The sequence below is a fragment of the Xanthomonas sp. NCPPB 1068 genome, assembly GCF_041479385.2.
In the GTDB taxonomy this organism is placed as follows: Bacteria; Pseudomonadota; Gammaproteobacteria; order Xanthomonadales; family Xanthomonadaceae; genus Xanthomonas; species Xanthomonas cannabis.
Map to the genome: position 1 here is coordinate 1,741,875 of NZ_CM192986.1, position 19,671 is coordinate 1,761,545.

Annotated in this window: 17 protein-coding genes and 1 other RNA gene; 12 read left to right on the forward strand and 6 right to left on the reverse strand. The window is 66.2% G+C overall.

Annotated features, from left to right (window positions below; genetic code table 11):
• The first annotated feature begins 30 nt into the window (after positions 1-30).
• From ACCQ12_RS07495 to ACCQ12_RS07505, 3 genes are read left to right on the forward strand one after another with little or no spacing between them, the layout of a single operon-like run.
• Positions 31-3,201, forward strand: a complete 3,171-nt coding sequence (locus tag ACCQ12_RS07495; protein ID WP_047696763.1) for an efflux RND transporter permease subunit — start codon at positions 31-33, stop codon at positions 3,199-3,201.
• Between the two features lie 36 nt (positions 3,202-3,237).
• Positions 3,238-3,969 (forward strand): SDR family oxidoreductase, encoded by a 732-nt coding sequence (locus tag ACCQ12_RS07500; RefSeq protein ID WP_372383291.1) that lies wholly within the window; start codon positions 3,238-3,240, stop codon positions 3,967-3,969.
• Entirely contained in the window at positions 3,963-5,387 is a 1,425-nt protein-coding gene (locus ACCQ12_RS07505; protein ID WP_166750363.1) for an efflux transporter outer membrane subunit, read from the forward strand. The genes ACCQ12_RS07500 and ACCQ12_RS07505 overlap by 7 nt, the downstream gene beginning before the upstream one ends.
• Positions 5,388-5,509: 122 nt before the next feature.
• Here ACCQ12_RS07505 and ACCQ12_RS07510 read toward each other — a convergent pair whose 3' ends face one another.
• On the reverse strand, positions 5,510-6,484 hold the full coding sequence (locus ACCQ12_RS07510; protein ID WP_047696757.1) for a GGDEF domain-containing protein: 975 nt from the start codon (positions 6,482-6,484) through the stop codon (positions 5,510-5,512).
• A gap of 166 nt (positions 6,485-6,650) precedes the next feature.
• Between ACCQ12_RS07510 and ACCQ12_RS07515 the strand changes: the two genes are divergently transcribed.
• Entirely contained in the window at positions 6,651-6,884 is a 234-nt protein-coding gene (locus tag ACCQ12_RS07515) for a hypothetical protein (RefSeq protein ID WP_372383292.1), read from the forward strand.
• Positions 6,885-7,116: 232 nt separating this feature from the next.
• On the opposite strand, the gene ACCQ12_RS07520 is transcribed toward ACCQ12_RS07515, so the two are convergent.
• Positions 7,117-8,859, reverse strand: coding sequence for a sensor domain-containing diguanylate cyclase (locus ACCQ12_RS07520; protein ID WP_372383293.1), 1,743 nt, complete (start codon positions 8,857-8,859; stop codon positions 7,117-7,119).
• 143 nt (positions 8,860-9,002) lie between these two features.
• On the opposite strand from ACCQ12_RS07520, the gene ACCQ12_RS07525 reads away from it, so the two are divergent.
• Both ACCQ12_RS07525 and ACCQ12_RS07530 read left to right on the forward strand, forming a co-directional pair.
• The gene (locus ACCQ12_RS07525; RefSeq protein ID WP_039403307.1) at positions 9,003-9,254 is read left to right on the forward strand and encodes a hypothetical protein; all 252 of its coding nucleotides are present in this window, start codon (positions 9,003-9,005) and stop codon (positions 9,252-9,254) included.
• 216 nt (positions 9,255-9,470) lie between these two features.
• Positions 9,471-9,635: a hypothetical protein gene (locus tag ACCQ12_RS07530; protein WP_372383294.1), complete on the forward strand. Its 165-nt coding sequence runs from the start codon at positions 9,471-9,473 to the stop codon at positions 9,633-9,635.
• Between the two features lie 135 nt (positions 9,636-9,770).
• Here the strand turns inward: ACCQ12_RS07530 and ssrA are convergent.
• Positions 9,771-10,169, reverse strand: a transfer-messenger RNA (tmRNA) gene (gene ssrA / locus ACCQ12_RS07535).
• Between the two features lie 132 nt (positions 10,170-10,301).
• Here ssrA and ACCQ12_RS07540 point away from each other — a divergent pair.
• Entirely contained in the window at positions 10,302-12,749 is a 2,448-nt protein-coding gene (locus ACCQ12_RS07540) for a S8 family peptidase (protein ID WP_372383295.1), read from the forward strand.
• A gap of 213 nt (positions 12,750-12,962) precedes the next feature.
• On the opposite strand, the gene smpB is transcribed toward ACCQ12_RS07540, so the two are convergent.
• Positions 12,963-13,466 carry an SsrA-binding protein SmpB gene (smpB, locus tag ACCQ12_RS07545; RefSeq protein WP_005988385.1) on the reverse strand — a complete coding sequence of 168 codons (504 nt, stop codon included), beginning with the start codon at positions 13,464-13,466 and terminating at the stop codon, positions 12,963-12,965.
• A gap of 59 nt (positions 13,467-13,525) precedes the next feature.
• Between smpB and ACCQ12_RS07550 the strand changes: the two genes are divergently transcribed.
• Both ACCQ12_RS07550 and ACCQ12_RS07555 read left to right on the forward strand, forming a co-directional pair.
• Positions 13,526-13,957: a type II toxin-antitoxin system RatA family toxin gene (locus tag ACCQ12_RS07550; protein WP_372383296.1), complete on the forward strand. Its 432-nt coding sequence runs from the start codon at positions 13,526-13,528 to the stop codon at positions 13,955-13,957.
• Positions 13,954-14,235, forward strand: coding sequence for an RnfH family protein (locus tag ACCQ12_RS07555; protein WP_372383297.1), 282 nt, complete (start codon positions 13,954-13,956; stop codon positions 14,233-14,235). The genes ACCQ12_RS07550 and ACCQ12_RS07555 overlap by 4 nt, the downstream gene beginning before the upstream one ends.
• Before the next feature lie 140 nt (positions 14,236-14,375).
• Here the strand turns inward: ACCQ12_RS07555 and ACCQ12_RS07560 are convergent, their stop codons facing one another.
• Positions 14,376-14,771, reverse strand: a complete 396-nt coding sequence (locus ACCQ12_RS07560; RefSeq protein WP_039403293.1) for an outer membrane protein assembly factor BamE — start codon at positions 14,769-14,771, stop codon at positions 14,376-14,378.
• A 104-nt stretch (positions 14,772-14,875) separates the two neighbouring features.
• On the opposite strand from ACCQ12_RS07560, the gene fur reads away from it, so the two are divergent.
• Positions 14,876-15,286 carry a ferric iron uptake transcriptional regulator gene (gene fur, locus ACCQ12_RS07565; RefSeq protein WP_005988392.1) on the forward strand — a complete coding sequence of 137 codons (411 nt, stop codon included), beginning with the start codon at positions 14,876-14,878 and terminating at the stop codon, positions 15,284-15,286.
• A gap of 893 nt (positions 15,287-16,179) precedes the next feature.
• Here fur and recN read toward each other — a convergent pair.
• A complete protein-coding gene (recN, locus tag ACCQ12_RS07570; protein WP_372383298.1) occupies positions 16,180-17,844 on the reverse strand; it encodes a DNA repair protein RecN in 1,665 nt (554 codons plus the stop codon).
• A gap of 137 nt (positions 17,845-17,981) precedes the next feature.
• Here recN and hrcA point away from each other — a divergent pair, with 137 nt between their 5' ends.
• Complete coding sequence (gene hrcA / locus ACCQ12_RS07575) at positions 17,982-19,013, forward strand: heat-inducible transcriptional repressor HrcA (RefSeq protein WP_179454557.1); 1,032 nt, start codon at positions 17,982-17,984, stop codon at positions 19,011-19,013.
• 98 nt (positions 19,014-19,111) lie between these two features.
• Positions 19,112-19,630, forward strand: a complete 519-nt coding sequence (grpE, locus tag ACCQ12_RS07580; protein ID WP_047696740.1) for a nucleotide exchange factor GrpE — start codon at positions 19,112-19,114, stop codon at positions 19,628-19,630.
• Positions 19,631-19,671: the final 41 nt, after the last annotated feature.

The following is a 19,671-nucleotide window of genomic DNA, read 5'->3' on the forward strand; positions in this document are numbered from 1 at the left end:
CCGGCGGCAACCTCTTCCAGGACCACCCCAATGGACTTTTCCCGTTTTTTCATCGACCGGCCGATCTTTGCCGCGGTGCTGTCGATCATCATCTTCGCGGCCGGCCTGATCGCCATGCCGCTGCTGCCGATCAGCGAATACCCCGAAGTGGTACCGCCGAGCGTGCAGGTGCGCGCGGTGTATCCGGGCGCCAATCCCAAGGTCATCGCCGAGACCGTCGCCACGCCGCTTGAGGAAGCCATCAACGGCGTGGAAAACATGATGTACATGAAGTCGGTCGCCGGCTCGGACGGCGTGCTGATGGTCACCGTGACCTTCAAGCCGGGCACCGACCCGGACCAGGCGCAGGTGCAGGTGCAGAACCGCGTCAGCCAGGCGCAGGCGCGTCTGCCCGAAGACGTGCGCCGCCAGGGCGTGACCACGCAGAAGCAGTCGCCCACGCTGACCATGGTGGTGCATCTGACCTCGCCCAAGGGCAAGTACGACTCGCTGTACCTGAGCAACTACGCCACCTTGAAGGTCAAGGACGAGTTGTCGCGCCTGCCTGGCGTGGGCCAGATCCGCGTGTTCGGTGCCGGCGATTACGCCATGCGCATCTGGTTGAATCCGGACAAGGTGGCCGCGCGCGGCCTGACCGCCAGCGATGTGGTTGCCGCCATTCGCGAGCAGAACGTGCAGGTCTCCGCCGGCCAGCTCGGCGCAGAACCCATGCCCAACAAGAGCGATTTCCTGCTCTCGATCAATGCGCAGGGCCGCCTCACCACCGAAGAAGAGTTCGGCAACATCGTCATCCGCAGCGGCAACAGCGGTGAGATCGTGCGGTTGAGCGATGTGGCGCGTCTGGAACTGGGCGCCGGCAACTACACCCTGCGCTCGCAGCTGGACAACCAGAACGCGGTGGGCATGGGCGTGTTCCAGTCGCCCGGTGCCAACGCGATCGAACTGTCCGATGCAGTGCGCGCCAAGATGGCCGAGCTGGAAAAGCAGTTCCCGCAGGACATGGCCTGGTCGGCCGCGTACGACCCCACCGTGTTCGTGCGTGACTCGATCAGCGCAGTGGTGCACACCTTGCTGGAAGCGGTGCTGCTGGTGGTTCTGGTGGTGATCCTGTTCCTGCAGACCTGGCGCGCGTCGATCATTCCGTTGCTGGCGGTGCCGGTGTCGGTGGTCGGTACGTTTGCCGCCCTGTATCTGCTGGGCTTTTCGATCAACACGCTGAGCCTGTTCGGGCTGGTGCTGGCGATCGGCATCGTGGTCGACGACGCGATCGTGGTGGTGGAAAACGTCGAGCGCAATATCGAAGAAGGGCTGAGCCCGTTGGCCGCTGCGCACCAGGCGATGCGCGAAGTGTCCGGGCCGATCATCGCCATCGCGCTGGTGCTGTGCGCGGTGTTCGTGCCGATGGCGTTCCTGTCGGGCGTGACCGGCCAGTTCTACAAGCAGTTCGCGGTGACCATCGCCATTTCCACGGTGATTTCGGCGATCAATTCGCTGACCTTGTCGCCGGCACTGGCGGCCATGCTACTCAAGGCGCACGACGCGCCGAAGGACGGCCCGTCGCGATTGATCGACCGTCTGTTCGGCTGGGTGTTCCGTCCGTTCAACCGCTTTTTCAATAGCAGCTCGCACAAGTACCAGGGCGCGGTGTCGCGCACCCTGAGCAAGCGCGGCGCGGTGTTCATGGTGTATCTGCTGCTGCTGGTCGGCACCGGTTTCATGTTCAAGCTGGTGCCGGGCGGGTTCATTCCGACCCAGGACAAGCTGTACCTGATTGCCGGCACCAAACTGCCGGAAGGCGCCTCGCTGGAGCGCACCAACGAGGTGATCCGTCAGATCAGCCAGATCGCGATGCAGACCGAAGGCGTGGATCACACCATCGCGTTCCCCGGCCTGAATCCGCTGCAGTTCACCAACACGCCCAACACCGGCACGGTGTTCATCACGCTCAAGCCGTTCAGTCAGCGCAGCCGCAGCGCGGTGCAGATCAACGCCGAGCTCAATGCACGCATCAGCCAGATCCAGCAGGGCTTTGCGTTCGCCTTCATGCCGCCGCCGATCCTGGGGTTGGGCCAGGGCTCGGGCTACTCGCTGTACATCCAGGACCGTGCAGGTCTGGGCTATGGCCAGCTGCAGAGCGCGGTCAATGCGATGTCCGGTGCGATCTCGCAGACGCCGGGCATGCAGTTCCCGATCGGTACCTACCAGGCCAACGTGCCGCAGCTCGATGCCAAGGTCGACCGCGACAAGGCCAAGGCGCAGGGCGTGCCGCTGACCAACCTGTTCGACACGCTGCAGACCTACCTGGGCTCGTCGTACATCAACGACTTCAATCGCTTCGGTCGCACCTATCAGGTGATTGCCCAGGCCGATGGACAGTTCCGCGACAGCGTCGAAGACATCGCCAACCTGCGTACCCGTAACGCCAATGGCGAAATGGTGCCGATCGGCAGCATGGTCACGCTGGGCCAGACCTACGGCCCGGACCCGGTGATCCGCTACAACGGCTACCCGGCGGCCGACCTCATCGGTGAAGCGGACCCGCGCGTGCTCTCGTCCACCGAAGCGATGCAGAAGCTGGCCGGCATGGCACCGCAGGTGTTGCCCAACGGCATGAACATCGAGTGGACCGACCTGAGTTATCAGCAGTCCACGCAGGGCAACTCGGCGTTGATCGTGTTTCCGATGGCGGTGCTGCTGGCGTTCCTGGTGCTGGCCGCGTTGTACGAAAGCTGGACCTTGCCGCTGGCGGTGATCCTGATCGTGCCGATGACCTTGCTGTCTGCCTTGTTCGGTGTGTGGCTGACCGGTGGCGACAACAACGTGTTCGTGCAGGTGGGTCTGGTGGTGTTGATGGGCCTGGCGTGCAAGAACGCGATCCTGATCGTGGAGTTCGCCCGCGAACTCGAAATGCACGGCAAGGGCATCGTGGAAGCCGCACTGGAAGCCTGCCGCCTGCGTCTGCGCCCGATCGTGATGACCTCCATCGCCTTCATCGCCGGCACCGTGCCGCTGGTGTTCGGCCATGGTGCCGGCGCCGAAGTGCGCTCGGTCACCGGCATCACCGTGTTCGCCGGCATGTTGGGTGTGACCTTGTTCGGCCTGTTCCTGACCCCTGTTTTCTATGTGGCACTGCGCAAGTGGGTGACCCGTCGCGGTCCCGCTGCACCGGCTGCCGTTTCGCATGACGCCGTCAAGGCGTAAGCCCGTCACTTCCCCCAATTAAAGAGGATTCACCACATGAGCAACACCAAGATCGCACTGGTCACCGGCGCCACCCGCGGCATCGGCCTGGAAACCGTTCGGCAACTGGCCCAGGCCGGCGTGCACACGCTGCTGGCCGGCCGCAAGCGCGACGACGCCGTCGCCGCCGCGCTCAAGCTGCAGGCCGAAGGCCTGCCGGTGGAAGCGATTCAACTGGACGTCAACGACGACATCAGCATCGCCGCTGCCGTCGGCACGGTGGAGCAGCGCCATGGCCACCTGGACATCCTGGTCAACAACGCCGGCATCATGGTCGAAGACATCCAGCGCAAGCCCTCCGAGCAGAGCCTGGATGCGTGGAAGCGGACCTTCGACACCAACCTGTTCGCGGTGGTTGGCGTGACCAAGGCGTTCCTGCCGCTGCTGCGTCGTTCGCTGGCTGGGCGCATCGTCAACGTGTCGAGCATCCTTGGCTCGTTGACCTTGCACAGCCAGCCCGGCTCGCCGATCTATGACTTCAAGGTGCCGGCCTACAACGCCTCCAAGAGTGCGTTGAACAGCTGGACCGTGCATCTGGCCTACGAACTGCGCGACACCCCGATCAAGGTCAATGCCATCCATCCGGGCTACGTCAAGACCGACATGAACGGTGGCGGCGGCGAGATCGAGGTGGAGCAGGGTGCGTATAGCAGCGTGCAGATGGCGCTGCTGGATGCGCACGGCGCCACCGGCAGCTACACCCACCTGGGAGAGACCTTGCCATGGTAAGAACATTGCTCGGCGCGGCACTGGCCGCGCTGGTGCTCAGCGGTTGCGCGGTCGGGCCGGATTACCGGCCCGACCCACCCGCCTCGGTGACGCTGCAGGGCGCGCAGGACGCGGCCTTCAGCGCCGAATCACCGGTCGGCAACTGGTGGTCGCAATTCGACGACCCGGTGCTGGAACAACTGGTGCGCGATGCGCTGTTCGCCAACCACGACCTGCGCGTTGCGGTGTCGCGGGTGAAGCAGGCACGCGCGGTGTTTGTGGAGCGCCGTCTCGACCAGGCCCCGCACATCACCGCACAGGGCAGCTTCGATCGCCGCGAGCAGCAGCAGGTCATCGCCGGCAACCAGCGTTTCCTTACCGAGCAGACCACGCTCGGTCTGGATGCGGCCTGGGAACTGGACCTGTTCGGTCGCCAGCGTCGTGCGTCGGAAGCCGCACGCGCCGATCTGGATGCAGAGCAGGCCAACCTGCAGGACGTGCAGGTCACCGTCGCCGCGGAAGTGGCGCGCAATTACTTCGAATTGCGCGGCACCCAGAAGCAGCTCGACGTCTCCAAGCGCACCCTGACCAATCTGCGCGACACCCAGAAACTCACGCAGACGCGCTGGGACCTGGGCGCCGGCAGCGAGCTGGATGTGCAGAGCAGCCTGGCGCGGTTGAAGGCGATCGAAGCGGATATTCCGTTGCTGGAAACCGCCGAAGCGCAGTACCGCCATCGTCTGGCGGTGTTGCTGGGGCAACAGCCCGATGCGCTGGATGCCACCCTGGTGGCACGCAGCATGCCGGCGTTCGCACGCCCGTTGCCGCTGGGCGACACTGCCGGCTTGCTGCGTCAGCGTCCGGATGTGCGCAGTGCCGAACGCCGGCTGGCCGCGGCCACCGCGCAGGTCGGTGTGGCCACGGCGGATCTGTTCCCGCGCATCAGCGTGAGTGGGTTTGTCGGCTTCCTGTCCGGCGATGCGGCCAGGTTGACCGAGGGCAACGCCAAGGCCTGGTCGATCACCCCGTCGATCAGCTGGGCGGCGTTCGACTTCGGCACCGTGCGCGCGCGCCTACGTGCGAGCAAGGCGCAGGCCGAGGGCGCATTGGCGCAGTACCAGCAGGCCGTCCTGCTGGCACTGGAAGACACCGAAAACGCCTTGATCGGGTACGGCCGCCAGCAGGCACGTCTGGCGATCGTCGTGGAGCAGGCCAACGCTGCGCGGCGAGCGGAGCAGTTGGCGCAGATCCGCTATCGCGAGGGCTCGGAGGACTTCCTCACCCTGCTGGATGCGCAGCGCACCCAGCTGGCAGCGGACGATGCCCTGGCGCGCGCCGAGGCGGCCGTCAATGTCGGTGTGGTCGGGGTGTACAAGGCGCTTGGCGGCTGGAAGCAGGGCGAAGCGCCCGCCGCTCCGGTGGCGGTGGTCAAGCGTTGATGGACGCGCGGGGCGGCCAGTGGGCCGCCCCGTCGCGACCGCAGTGGGGCATCCCGCTCAGGGATGCGCCATCGGCAGGCAGATGGCGCGCGTGCCGCCGTCCGGGTTGGCGCGCGCTGCGCTCAGTCGGCCACCCGCACGCTGTCGCGGCCACTGTTCTTGGCCAGATACAGCGCCGCATCGGCGCGCGAAAACCAGTCCTGCCAGTGGGTCTCGCCATCGTGGCGCGCGGCCCCCAGCGACACCGTGATCCGCCCGCCCGGGCCACGCAGTCCGTTACGGATCACCTTGCGCAGGCGCTCGGTAGCCGCTTCCAGTTCGGCCAGCGAGCCGGCACGCAGCAGCACCACGAACTCTTCGCCACCGAAGCGGAAGACCTGATGTGGCTCACGCACTTCGTAGCGCAGGATGGTCGCCAGGTCCGACAGCGCCGCATCGCCGGCGGCGTGCCCGTAGAGATCGTTGACCTCCTTGAAATGATCCAGGTCGAGAATGATCAGGCTGTTCAGCCGCTCCTGCGGCTGGCGCTGGTCGATCTGATGGGAGAGCGCGCGTTCGAGCATGCGCCGGTTGGGCAACCCGGTCAGCGCGTCCAGCGAGGCCAATTCTTCCAGATGCACGCGGTCGTCCTGCATGCGCAGCGAGAACGCATAGCCCACCGCCAGCGTCACCAGCGTCACCACCACCGTCGACACGCCCTGGCCGGGGCTGACGATCAGGCCGGGCAAGAACAATAGCGCTGCCATCAACGGCAGGCTCAGCAACACCGCGCGTTGTGGCCCGCACAAGAAATAATTGGTTGCCAGCACCGGAAACAGCCAGGGCAGGGCACCGTCGCCCCCGGTCCAGCAAGCCACCAGGCAGCCGGCGACATTGATCGACGCCAGCCAGACCCCGCCGGTGCCGGTCTGTTCGGCATCGCGCATCTGCCAGCCGCGCCAGATCGCCAGCACGCCCACGACCGCAGTGATCAGGCACGCAACCACCTGGCCAGTCATGGCCAGGTACACCGCATAGAGGCAAAGCAACAGCGCGGTGATTGGCCCAAGCATCTTGACGATGCCGAGGCGGAAATCCCGCCGCAGGTGGAGGATCACATGGAAGGTTCTGTAGGAGTCGGCACCATTATCGGCCCGGCCCTGCCAAAGTTGAGTATGCGGACACCACCGCAATGGGTAGGAAAATGAAGCGTTGCACGGCGGGGCTTCGCACATTCTTGACGGCCTTGCCGCAACCGTATGGCCTTTGTCGTTGGAGTCCGCCATGCCTAGCCGCGAAGAGCTCGATACCCGCCTGGATGCACTGCAGGACGAACTGCCACACCTGGCTGCCGACGACGATGCGGACTTCGACTACCTGGATTTTCAGGCGCGCGCTGAAGCGTTGCTGCGCAGTGCCGAGCCCGAGGATGCGGCGTATGTCCGCACCCGCGTCGACGGCATGCTGGCGGGCGCCGGGCTGATTCCGACCGATGAAGACGGGCACGCCTGTCGCTGAGGCTGCGCCGTCGCAGCGGGTACGCTGCGCCTGGAGTTGCTGCGGGGTGCGAGCGCCGTGTGCCGGATTGAGATGCAGCGTTTGCATTGCACGCCGTGCCGTATCCCATAGCCGCCCGACCGTCAGCAGCCTGCCACCAGCTGGCGTGTCGCCAGCCGCTATAACTGATCACGAATAGTTCCAGCAGGATCGGCCAGCAGATTTCCATCGCCGCCTCGCCGCGTCGGGTTGATCACCGCTGCCGAGCAGCCGTATCGCTCAGGGGCAGCGGGGCCAGCCCTGCACGTGCGAGCGCCGCGGCGCCCACCACCTGATTGCGTCCGGCCTGCTTGGCCCGATACAGCGCCTCGTCTGCGCGCCGCAGCAGTTGCGCGGCGTTGCCCGCATGCTCGGGAAAGCTCGCTACACCGAACGATGCGGTGATCTTCGGCAGCGACACGCCATCGGCCATCACCTGCAAGGCCTCGATGCCGGCGCGCAGCTTCTCGGCCATCATGCAGGCCACCGGCAGGTCCACCTCGGGGAGGATGATCGTCAATTCCTCGCCGCCGTAGCGGCAGCAGATGTCTTCGCCGCGCGTCTGCGCCAGCAGCAGCTCGCCGATCGCCGCCAGCACCCGATCGCCGCCGCTGTGGCCGTGCAGGTCGTTGAACCGCTTGAAATGGTCCACGTCCAGCATCAGCACCGAGAGCGGTTGCACCCGGCGTGTGCAGCGCGCCAGTTCGTGGTTGAGCGCTTCTTCCAGATAGCGTCGGTTGTACAGGCCGGTGAGCGGGTCGCGGATCGACTGCTGGCGCAGCGTCTCGCGCAGACGCAGGCTGTGCAGCACCAGCGAAAGCTGTTCGGCCGCCGCTTCGGCCACCGTCAACGTGGCCAGGCCGCCGGGGTCGTCGCTGCGCAGTGCCAGCATGCCCAACTGTGTGCCCTGGGCCGACAACGGAATGCACACCGTGCTGGCATGCGCCGGAAGATTGGCGTCGGCGTGGCGGCACAGCATGCCGGCGCTGGCGTCATCCACCACATGGGTACGGTCGCGACGCAGCGCCCAGCAGGTGTCCGGCGCAATGCTCGGGCTGTCGCCGTCGGCCATTGCGCCCCAGGCCACCACCTGCTCGGCGCGATCGCGCGATGCGCGCAGCAGGTATACGGCCCCTGCGGCGCCGGGAATCAGTGGCGCGATCGTGCGTGCGGTGATTTCCAGCGCTTCTTCGGCGTCACGGCAGTTCTGCAGCAGGCCCGAATACCGCGCCAGCGCTTCCAGGCCGGCAGACGTGCGCTCCAGGGCCGCGAACGATTCCACCAGGCGCTCGCTGGTATGGCTGGCAGCGTCTTCGGCATGCACCCGCCGCTGCAGCTCGCGCGCCAGCAGGCGGTAGGCCAGCAGCATCACCAGCAGCCCGCTGACGATGCCGATCACGGTCATGCGCAGCACCCACTGCGCGCTGCTGGTGTTGGCCTCGGTGCGTTTGACCAGCTCATGGCGTTCCAGCTCGGTCATGGTCTGCACCTGCCGCCGCAGGGCCGCGGAGGTCTGGAACACGCCCCGCGCGATCGACCCGCGCGCGCCATCCAGTCCATGCGCGCGATAGCTGTGCAGCAGGTCGTTGATCTGCACCAATCGCTTGTCCACCAGCTGCCCCAGCGCACGCGCGTTGCGCCTCTGCACCGGGTTGTCCTGGACCAGGGCATCCAGCCGCACGATGCGCTCGGGCAGGCGCCCGATCGCATCGGCGTACACCCCCAGAAATGCCTCGTTGTCGGTGAGCACGTAGCCGCGCACCGACGACTCTGCCGACAGCAGGCCCGCCTGGATCTCGTCGATGCCGGCCAACACCTCCTGCGTATGCGTCACCCAGCCGGCATCGGACAGCGAACGCTGGGTGGTGAAGTAACCGCCCACTCCGATCAGGACGAAGATGGCCCCGCCGAGCAGCAAGGCTCCGGCGGCACGGCGTTTTGCTTTTTTGGTCAACACCGTGTTCCCCAACACCGATGGTCTGGTTGAGTCCGATGCAAGCCGCGTGCCCAGGTGGGGCAGTCAGCTGGCAGACGGGGCAGCACTCGTCGCCGCCACGTCGTGCCGGTATGCTCGTGACGAACCGTCGAGCCGAGCACACATTGGTCATTTTTCTTGGACGCTACCAGTTGACCTGCCACGCATCGCGCAGTGGCGATGCCGCCGAGTCCTGGAGCGCGGACTGGAACATCGAGCAGATCGGCACCGGCAAGGCGAGCGGCGAGCTCGCAGGCGCCAGGCTGTCGCCGACATTCCCGGACCACCGCAGCGCCATGTCGGCCGCCCGCGTCGCCGGCATGGTGACGCTGGAAGCCATGCACGCCGAAGCACAGCGGCAGCTCGAATACACCTGAGCGGCTATCGTTTCGATCCCACTGCCGCTCCGCCGCTGCATGTCGAGGGTGCCGCTGTTTTCCTGCTGCTGATCGGAGGGCTTCTCCCGCAAATGTCGTTGCGCGAGTTGGACCAACCGACTGAGTCCACGCGTCGCGGCTGCCGGCATCGTCACGCTGGCACGCAGTTTGCGTCGGTTGCCGCAGGGCGCTGGGGAGCGCCGTCGGAGCAATGCAGTGGAAGAGCCCAACAAGAGCGCCCTGGTCCTGCTGCAGCAGGAAGCCACCGAACTGCTCGCGCTGTTCGATCAACTCCGCGGTGAGGCGGCTCTGGATACGGACATCGATCCCTGCCCGCAGCCGCGCAGCACGGGCGCCGAACCCGACGGTGCGCGTCACTAACTGACACGCCTGGTGGCGAACTGTTCACCGCGGCGTCCCGCCTGCTACGCAAACGCATCGAACGCCCATGAAAAAGGCCGGGAACCCTTCATGGAAGGATTCCCGGCCTTGGTCGGTCGTCTTAGGACCGTGGTGTGGTGGAGGTGGGCGGAATCGAACCGCCGTCCGGAAGCACTCCATCCCCGGCACTACATGCTTATCCCTCCGTTAGATCTCGTTCCCAGGCAGCACGGCGGGCAAAGCGCACCTGGAAACCAGCCTGCTTGATCTAGCCGGCAGCTGACAGGCAGCCACTACCGGCGGTTCCGTGATAATGACCCTACATCTACGAGCACGGGCACAAGTAGGTTCGGGGGTTCGCCTTAGGCGGCTGTAGAACTAACAACTAAAGCCAATTAAGCGGCGATAGCGTAGTCCGAACCGTAGTTGTCGTCGTTGGCAACTAAAAGTTTGCTGCTGGATTAACGAGGAAAGCTGCCCCCTCGGCATGCGCCAAGCGACTTCGCGACCCCCCGTCGAAACCAGTGCACCCCCGGGGAAAGCATCAAACGCTGACCACCCCAGTGTAGGGATCGGCGCGCCCTGTCACAAGTGTTGAGATGGGCTGCGCTTACAGTGGCTTCAGGCGGTACCGAACCGAACAGTCTGCAAGCGAGGAGCGAAGCGATGGCGACAGGCAAGCCCCCACGTTCACGCACGCGGCGCGCCATGTCGCGCACGGCCGGCGACACCGAACCCGCACCGTCGCGCCAGCGAGTGCAACGCACCCGGCAGGCGAATGAACCGGCTGTCGCCGCCACGCGCGTGCAGGGCAAGGCGCGCACCGTGATCTATATCCATGGCATCGGTAACAAGCCGCCGGCCGAGGTGTTGCGGTGCCAGTGGGACAAGGCCTTGTTCGGGCGGCCGATGGGGGAGCGCACCCGGCTTGCGTACTGGGTCAATCGCGAGCGCTATCCGGTTGCTGAGCCGGGCACTTGCGATGCGCGCGATGTGGGACCGGCGCTCAACCAGGGCGTGCAACGCGTATTGAGCACGCTGGGGGTGGTGCCGGGCGAGCAGGATCTGCATCTGCTTGCAGACGCCCTGGCGCAGGGCGAACAGGAGCGGTCGGATCTGCATCGCCTGCTCGACGAGCTGGATGGCAAAAGCGGCGCGGGTAGCGTGCAGGCCAAGGGGCCGGTCGATGCGGTCAATCGGGTCCTGCTGCGGCTGATCTCCGCAGCGCTGCTGCAGGATGTGCATGACTTTTTTTTCGTACCGGAGCGTGCCGCAGTGATGCGCGACAGCCTGGTGCAGCGGTTGCGCTCGGGCGGCGGGCCGTTTGTGGTGGTCGCCCATAGCCAGGGCTCGATGATTGCCTATGACGTGTTGCGGCAACTGCGCGCCGCCGACTGCGAGGTGACGCTATTTTTAACCCTGGGATCGCCGCTTGGGTTGCCGCAGGTGCGCAGCATGTTCAAGCGCTGGACGGGTACCCGCAAGCTGCCGTTTCCCGACTGCGTCCAGCAGTGGATCAACGTGGCCGAAACGCGCGACCCGATCGCGCTGGACCCGGATCTCACCGATGACATCGCCAATGCCAAGGGACGTTTTGACAACCTGGCCGGCGCGCGGCTGAATCCGGACTGGCAGCACAACGCCCACTCGGGCTCGGGCTATCTGTCGATCCCGCAGGTGCGCGCTGCCGTGCGTCAGGCGGTTGGCGTCGGCTTCGATCAACCGGTGTCCAACGCGGTGTTGATCAAGGATCTCAGTGAGCAGCTCGAGGCGCATGGCCCCGACCATCGGCACGAGGTACTGATCGAGCTGGATCGGCGGCTGTCGGGGCACGACCCGGGCAGCGTGCGTGCGCTGCTGCTGCGCCAGCTGCGTGAGACCGCCGCACGCAGTACCGGCCTGACAGGCGATGCCCTGGATGAAGCGATCGAACTGGAAGATGGCCTGCAGCGATTCGTCTCGGCCCGGTTGACCCGTTTCGAAATCGAATCGCTGCAGGACCGCTATCGCGCATTGGGCTTTCGCCGGGTGTGGCGTGATGCCGGCAAGCGCGCGCTGATTCACGTCTCCGGCAACGTGCTGCACGCCGATGCCGCGCGCACGGCGTATCGCGCGCGCGGGCAGGAGATCGGCTGGGCAGTCCTGGATACCGGCATCGCGGCCGGGCATCCGCATTTCTTCGCCAAGGGGCAGCGCGACAACGTGGTGGCGCAATGGGATTGCACGCGGCGCGGCGCGCCCAGGCAACTGACCCGCGCCGATGGCGAAGCGTTCACCCGGCTCGATCGGCATGGGCACGGCACGCACATTGCCGGCATCATCGCCGGCCAGTGTCAGGCGGTGATTGCCGATGCGCACGGCACGCCCGGTCGCCCGCTCGAGTTTGCCGGCATGGCGCCGGACGCCCGGCTGTATGGTTTCAAGGTGCTCGACGATGCAGGCAATGGCCGCGATTCGTGGATGATCAAGGCGGTGCAGCAGGTGGCCGCGATCAACGAACGCGCTGGCGAACTGGTCATCCACGGCGTCAATCTGAGCCTGGGCGGCTATTTCGACCCGGAAAGCTACGGCTGCGGTTTTACGCCGCTATGCAACGAGCTGCGGCGGTTGTGGCGGCAAGGCGTGCTGGTGGTGGTGGCCGCCGGTAACGAGGGGCTGGCCTGGTTGATGGGCAAGGATGGCGATGCCTATCCGGCCAACATGGACCTGTCGATCAGCGATCCGGGCAATCTGGAAGACGCCATCGTGGTGGGCTCGGTGCACAAGAGCAGCCCGCACAACTATGGCGTGTCGTATTTCTCTTCGCGCGGGCCCACCGCCGACGGCCGCGGCAAACCCGACGTGGTGGCCCCGGGCGAAAAGATCGTCTCGGCCTACTACGACTTCGACCCGAAAGACCCGGCCAGCCTGATGGTGGAAATGAGCGGCACCAGCATGGCCGCACCGCATGTCTCAGGCGTGCTGGCCGGGTTCTTATCGGCGCGCCGCGAGTTCATCGGCTTCCCCGACCGGGTCAAGCAACTGCTGCTGGACACCAGCACCGACCTGCAGCGCGACCGCTACGTACAGGGCAGGGGAGTGCCGAATTTGATGCGCATGCTTGGAAAGACGTGAATCGGGAGTTGGGAATCGGGAATCGGGAATCGGGAATCGGGAATCGGGAATCGGGAATCGGGAATCGGGAATCGGGAATCAGGAATCAGGAATCAGGAATCGTAAAAGCGTGCCTGGTCGTGCGATGCGGCAGCTAGACTCGCGGCAAGTCAGAAGCAGCCCCCGCTGTTGCGATTCCCAATTCCCAATTCCCAATTCCCGATTCCCGGCACCTTAGGCATCACGATTATGCCGGCGCATCACGCGCTGCTTGTCGCGTTGCCAGTCGCGGTCCTTGGCGGCGTCGCGCTTGTCGTGATTCTGCTTGCCCTTGGCCAGGGCAATTTCCAGCTTGACCTTGTTGCTGCTCCAGTACAGCGCGGTGGGCACCAGGGTATAGCCCTCGCGCTCGACGCGGGTGAGCACCTTGTCGATCTCGGCCCGGTGCAGCAGCAGTTTGCGGTCGCGTCGTTCCACCGGCACCGTGTGCGTGGAGGCCTGGATCAACGGGGTGATCTGGGCGCCGATCAGGTAGATCTCGCCGGAACGGACATACGCGTAACCGTCGACGATGTTGGCGCGGCCGGCGCGGATCGCCTTGATCTCCCAGCCCTGCAGCGCCAGACCGGCTTCGTAGCGTTCTTCCAGGTGGTATTCGTGGCGCGCACGCTTGTTCAGGGCGATGGTTTTCGTGGCCTTCGCGCCGTTTGCTTTATCCTTGGATGGTTTCTTGCTCATGCCGCCATTGTCGCCGATTCGGTGTCGTCAAACGATCTTCCGTCTTTCACAAGTTACGAATGCCTATCATCCGTCGCAGCGCCCTGGTCGAACACAGCGCCTCCCGCATGTTCGATCTGGTCAATGATGTCGCCGCCTATCCGCGCCGCTTCGGCTGGTGCGACGCTGCCCACGTGCTCGAGCAGGACGATGCGCACATCGTGGCGCGCCTGGATCTGGGCTTGGGCTCGTTCCGCACCTGGTTCACCACCGAGAACATCCTCGAACGCCCCGAGCGCATCGTGATGCATCTGCGCGACGGGCCATTCAAGCGCCTGGAGGGCTTGTGGGAATTTCAGGCCCTGGGCGAGAGCGCGTGCAAGGTCAGCCTGACCCTCGAAGTGGAGACCAGCTCGCGTTTGCTGGGCCCGGCGCTGGCGCTGGGCTTCCAGGGCCTGGCCGATCGCATGGTCAACGACTTTGTGCGCGTCGCCGACCGCGGCGACGTATGACGGTGCAGGTCGAGGTCGTCCTGGCCTGGCCTGACCGCTACAGCAGCGTGCAGCTGGAGGTGCCGCAGGGCACGACGGTTGCCGAGGCGGTGGCCTCCTCCGGGCTGACGCGGGACTACACGCCTGCCGCGCTGGCGATTCACGGTGTGGTGGTACGGCCGGAGCAGGCACTGTGCGCGGGTGACCGGATCGAATTGCTCAGGCCGCTGCTGCTGGACCCCAAGGAAGCCCGTCGTCGACGCGCTGCGCCCGACCGGAAGAGCGGATCCGGTACGTAGTTGCACGGTTGTCCATCGTCGTCAGGCGAAGTGTTGTTGAGCGAACTGTTCCGCACAGATGGAACAAAAAAACGGCATCACTGGCCGGTTTTCAAGGCGCTGCATAGGGCCGGGCAATCGCCCGACCTGCAACCTGGCCATCAACGGCCGCGTTGCTTCTTCTTGTCGCGGGCTAGGTTGCGGCCGAACTGCTTGGGCGCGGACTTGGCCAGCTGCTCGTCCTGCGACGGGAAATAATCGCCTTCCCAACGCGTCACCTGATCGTTCTCGAAGAACACGGTGAAATTCTTGACTTCGGTATGCGCCAGGCGGTCGACGCGCTGGGTGGACGTGTAGTCCCAACGCTGCGCATGGAACGGGTCGGGAATGGACGGCGTCCCCAGCAACGCGCTGACCTGCTGCTTGCTCTGGCCTACCTGCAGTTGCTCCACGGCGTTCTGCTTGATCAGGTTGCCCTGGTAGATCGGCTGCTTGTAGATGATGCCGCAGCCAGCGGTGGAAAGAGCAATGGCGGCGACCAGCAGGAGATTGCGCATCGGGGAGTAAGTGCTGAGGAAATCACGCCGATGATACACTCCCGCCGGTCGCCGCGACCCGTTTGATGGCAGCTGGCGCTAAATCGCCAATGAACGGAGAACATATGGAAACCCACGACCTGCGCAAAGTCGGGCTCAAGGTGACCCATCCGCGCATGCGGATCCTGGAGTTGCTCGAACAGAAGAGCAACCAGCATCACCTCAGCGCAGAAGACATCTACCGGCAGCTGCTCGATCACGGCGACGAGATCGGGCTGGCCACGGTGTACCGCGTGCTGACGCAGTTCGAAGCCGCCGGCCTGGTGCTCAAGCACAATTTCGAGGGCGGGCAGGCCGTATACGAGCTCGATCGCGGCGGCCACCACGACCATATGGTCGATGTGGATACCGGTCACGTCATCGAGTTCGAAAGCGAAGAGATTGAAGCGCTGCAGCGCCAGATTGCGGCCAAGCACGGCTACGAGCTGGAAGAGCATTCGCTGGTGCTGTACGTGCGCAAGAAGCGTCCGCGCTGAGCCAGGTGTATCGCAGGGGCGAATGACAAGGCGGCTTCGGCCGCCTTGTGCGTTCTGGGGCGTGAAGTTGGATTTGATGCACGGGCTTGCCCCCATCCGCCCTTCGGGCACCTTCCCCCGCAGGCGGGGGAAGGGAGCAGGTGGGTGGTCAGTCGCGGTGCAACCGGTAGATCGCGCGTAGCCAGGCATCCCTTCTCCCGCTGGCGGGAGAAGGTGGCGCGCAGCGCCGGATGAGGGGCGACACCGTGTACGGCTGTCGCGCCTGTCGTAGTCGCGTCGCAGCGATGTCGCCCCCATCCGCCCTTCGGGCACCTTCCCCCGCAGGCGGGGGAAGGGCGCGGTGGGTGGTCAGTTGCGGTGCAATCGGCAGATCACGCGCAGCCAGGCATCCCTTCTCCCGCTGGCGGGAGAAGGTGGCGCGCAGCGCCGGATGAGGGCGGCACCGTTTACGGCTGTCGCGCCTGTCGTGGTCGCGTCGCAGCGATGTCGCCCCCATCCGCCCCTCGGGCACCTTCCCCCCCGCGGGCGAGGAAAGGGCGCGGTGGGTAGTCAGTTGCGGTGCAACCGGCAGATCACGTGCAGCCAGGCATCCCTTCTCCCGCTGGCGGGAGAAGGTGGCGCGCAGCGCCGGATGAGGGGCGACACCGTGTACGGCTGTCGCCCCTGTCGTAGTCGCGTCGCAGCGATGCCGCCCCCATCCGCCCTTCGGGCACCTTCCCCCGCAGACGGGGGAGGGAGCCTCGTCAGCGGAGCAAGGGCGTCTTGCTGACGAGGGTAGGGAGTCTCGTCAGTGGAAAGGAACTCTCGCAAGCGCACGACGGTCGTGCTGCCACGCGTCATCACTGCCGCCGCCGTCGCACCGGCGTGGCGGCACTAGGCGCTGCCGGCCCCGATCAGGCGCTTTGCAACAGCTTGCGGGCAGCCGCGCGGGCTTCCTTGCTCACTTCCACGCCGCCGAGCATGCGCGCCAGTTCTTCCTGGCGGGCTTGCGGGCCGAGCAGTTCCACCGCGCTCTGGGTCATGCCGTCCACCGGTGCCTTGCTGACCCGGTAGTGCGCGTGGCCCTTGGCCGCAACCTGCGGCAGGTGGGTCACGCACAGCACCTGGCGTTCTTCGCCCAGGGCGCGCAGCTTTTGCCCGACGATATCGGCCACCGCGCCGCCGATGCCCGAATCCACTTCGTCGAACACCATGGTCGGCACGCTGTCCAGGCCGAGCGCGGCCACCTCGATGGCCAGCGAGATACGCGATAGCTCGCCGCCGGAGGCGACCTTGCGCAGGGCACGCGGCGGTTGCCCGGCGTTGGCGGCTACCAGGAATTCCACCCGTTCGGCGCCGTTGGGGTCCGGCCGGGCGCTGTCGTGTGGCTGCAGCTGGATCAGGAATTGCCCACCGCCCATGCCCAGTTCGCCGATCAGGGTGGTGGTGGCGGCCGACAGGGCCTCGGCGGCGCTCTGGCGGCTGGCGCTGAGCACGCTGGCCGCACTGCGCCAGACGCCGGTGGCGGTGTCGATGTGCTTGTCCAGCTGCTGCAGGCGCTCGTCGGCGCCGCGTAGGCTCTCCACCTCGGCGCTCAGGTGGTCGCGGTGGGCGGCCAGCTCGTCCGGGGCGACGCGATGTTTGCGCGCCAGGTCGTGCAGCCGGCCTAGGCGGCGTTCCATGGCCTCGAACTGGGCCGGGTCGGCGTCCAGGTCGTCGCGCACGCGGTCGAGCAGGGCCAGTGCCTCTTCGATCTGGATCACGGCGCTGTCCAGCAGTGCGTCCACCTCACCCAGGCGCGGTTCGTGCTCGGCCACGCGGGCCAGATCGTGTCGACTGTCCTGCAACAGGCCCAGCGCGCTGGCGCCGTCGTCGCCGTTGAGCTGTTGGGCCACGCTGTCGCAGGCGCCGATCAGCGCGGTGGCATGGGCCTGGCGGCGGTGATTGACGTCCAGGGCGGCGATCGCGGCCGGGTCCAGGTCCTCGCGTTCCAGTTCGGCCAGTTGGTGCTCGAGGAAGCCGATGCGGTCGGAGACATCGCCCTGTGCCGAAAGCGCGTCGCGCTCGTCCAGCAGCGCCTGCCAGCGCTGGCTGGCCTGGCGCACCTGCTCGCGCTGGGCGCTGTTGCGGGCATAGGCATCGAGCAGAGCGAGCTGGCTGTGCCGGGCCATCAGCGCCTGGTGCTCGTGCTGGCCGTGGATTTCCACCAGCCGGGAGGCCAGCTCGGCCAGTTGCGAGGAGGTGACTGGGCGGCCGTTGATCCAGGCACGCGAGCCACCGTCGGCGCGGATGATCCGGCGCAGCTGGCACTGGGCATCGTCATCCAGTTCGTTGTCGGCCAGCCAGCCCAGGCCGGGGTGCTCGGCCGGCAGCTGGAATTCGGCCGACAGTTCGGCGCGGTCGGCACCGTGGCGCACCACGCCGCTATCGGCGCGCAGGCCGGACAGAAAGCCCAGCGCGTCCACCATCAGCGACTTGCCGGCGCCGGTTTCGCCCGACACCACGGTCATGCCCGGCCCGAATTCCAGTTCGGTGGCACGGACAACGGCGAAATCCTTGATCGAGAGGTGTCTGAGCATGGGGTCGAGTGTGAACGCTTTGGGGAAGCTTAGGGTGGGAGGGGCAGACGGGGAATCAGGCGCTTGCCATCCCCGAGGCCAGACATTATCTATGCCCAGTCTCACCGGATGATCCCATGCGCGCGTCCCAGTCCCCAATGCTCGATCCCCGCGCCCGCCAGTTGCTGCGCACCCTGATCGCGCGCTACATCCGCGACGGCGAGCCGGTGGGGTCCAAGACCCTGGCCCAGCATGCCGGGCTGGATGTCAGCCCGGCCACCATCCGCAACATTCTTGCCGACCTGGAAGACGTGGGCCTGCTCAGCTCCCCGCACACCTCGGCCGGGCGTATTCCGACTGCACATGGCTACCGGGTCTTCGTCGACAGCCTGGTGCAGATGCAGCCGCCCGGCGAAGACGAAGTGCGCCGCCTGCGCGCGGAGCTCGCCAGCGGCAACGGAACCCAATCGTTGCTGGGCAGCGCCTCGCAGATGCTGTCGGCGATGAGTCACTTCGTCGGGGTGGTCAGTGCGCCGCGGCGCGAGCAGTTTGCGTTCCGGCATATCGATTTCGTGGCGCTGGACGCGCGCCGGGTGCTGGCGATCCTGGTGTTTGCCGACAACGAGGTGCAGAACCGGGTGATCGAGCCGCGCCGCGCCTACGAGCCCGCCGAGCTGGAACGGGTGGCCAATTACCTCAATGCGCAGTTCGCCGGGCGCGCGCTGTCGGACATCCGCGTCAGCCTGCTGCGCGAGCTGCGCATGGCCAAGAACGAGATGGAGCAGCTGCTGGCGCACAGCGTGGACCTGGCCAGCGAGGCGCTGGTGCCGGCCGATGCCGACGACATGGTGATGGCCGGGCAGACCCGCCTGATGGGCGTGCAGGACCTGTCGGACCTGGACCGGCTGCGCGAGCTGTTCGAGGCCTTCGCCAGCAAGCGCGAGATCCTGCAGTTGCTCGAACGCACCATCCAGGCGCCGGGCGTGCGCATTTTCATCGGCGAGGAAACCGGCATGGTGTCGCTGGACGATGTCTCGCTGGTCACCGCGCCATACACCGCCAACGGCCAGGTGCTGGGCGTGCTGGGCGTGATCGGTCCCAAACGCATGGCCTATGACCGGGTGATTCCGCTGGTGCAGACTGCCGCCGAGGTGCTGGGCGCGGCCATGGAGCCGCCCGGCGCGCGATAACCGGCGGCGATCGGCGCGATTGTTTGCTTGAAACGCGCGCGAGCGCCCACATACGGGGTGACGTTGGGGCGGGCGTTCCGCTTGCCCGGGAACTGCACATGAACCAAGACCACCCCGAATTCGACTCCGAAGACCTGTCCCAGAACCCACCCGAGACCGATCCGCTCAAGGCCGAGATCGAGTCGCTGCGCAGCGAGATCGCGTTGGTCAAGGCCGACGCCCTGCGCGAGCGCGCCGACCTGGAAAACCAGCGCAAGCGCATCGCCCGCGATGTCGAGAACGCCCGCAAGTTCGCCAACGAGAAGCTGCTGGGCGAGCTGCTGCCGGTGTTCGACAGCCTGGACGCCGGGTTGACCGCCGCCGGCAGCGAGCCCAGCCCGCTGCGCGATGGCCTGGACATGACCTACAAGCAATTGCTCAAGGTCGCTGCCGACAATGGCCTGACCCTGCTCGACCCGGTCGGCCAGCCGTTCAACCCCGACCAGCACCAGGCGATCAGCCAGGGCGAGGCCGAAGGCATCGCGCCCGGCCACATCGTGCAGGTGTTCCAGAAGGGCTACCTGCTCAACGACCGCCTGCTGCGTCCGGCCCTGGTGGTCGTGGCCAAGCACGACTGACCGGCAGCGCCCGGCTGAACTGCCAGGCGCGCCGGTGAAAC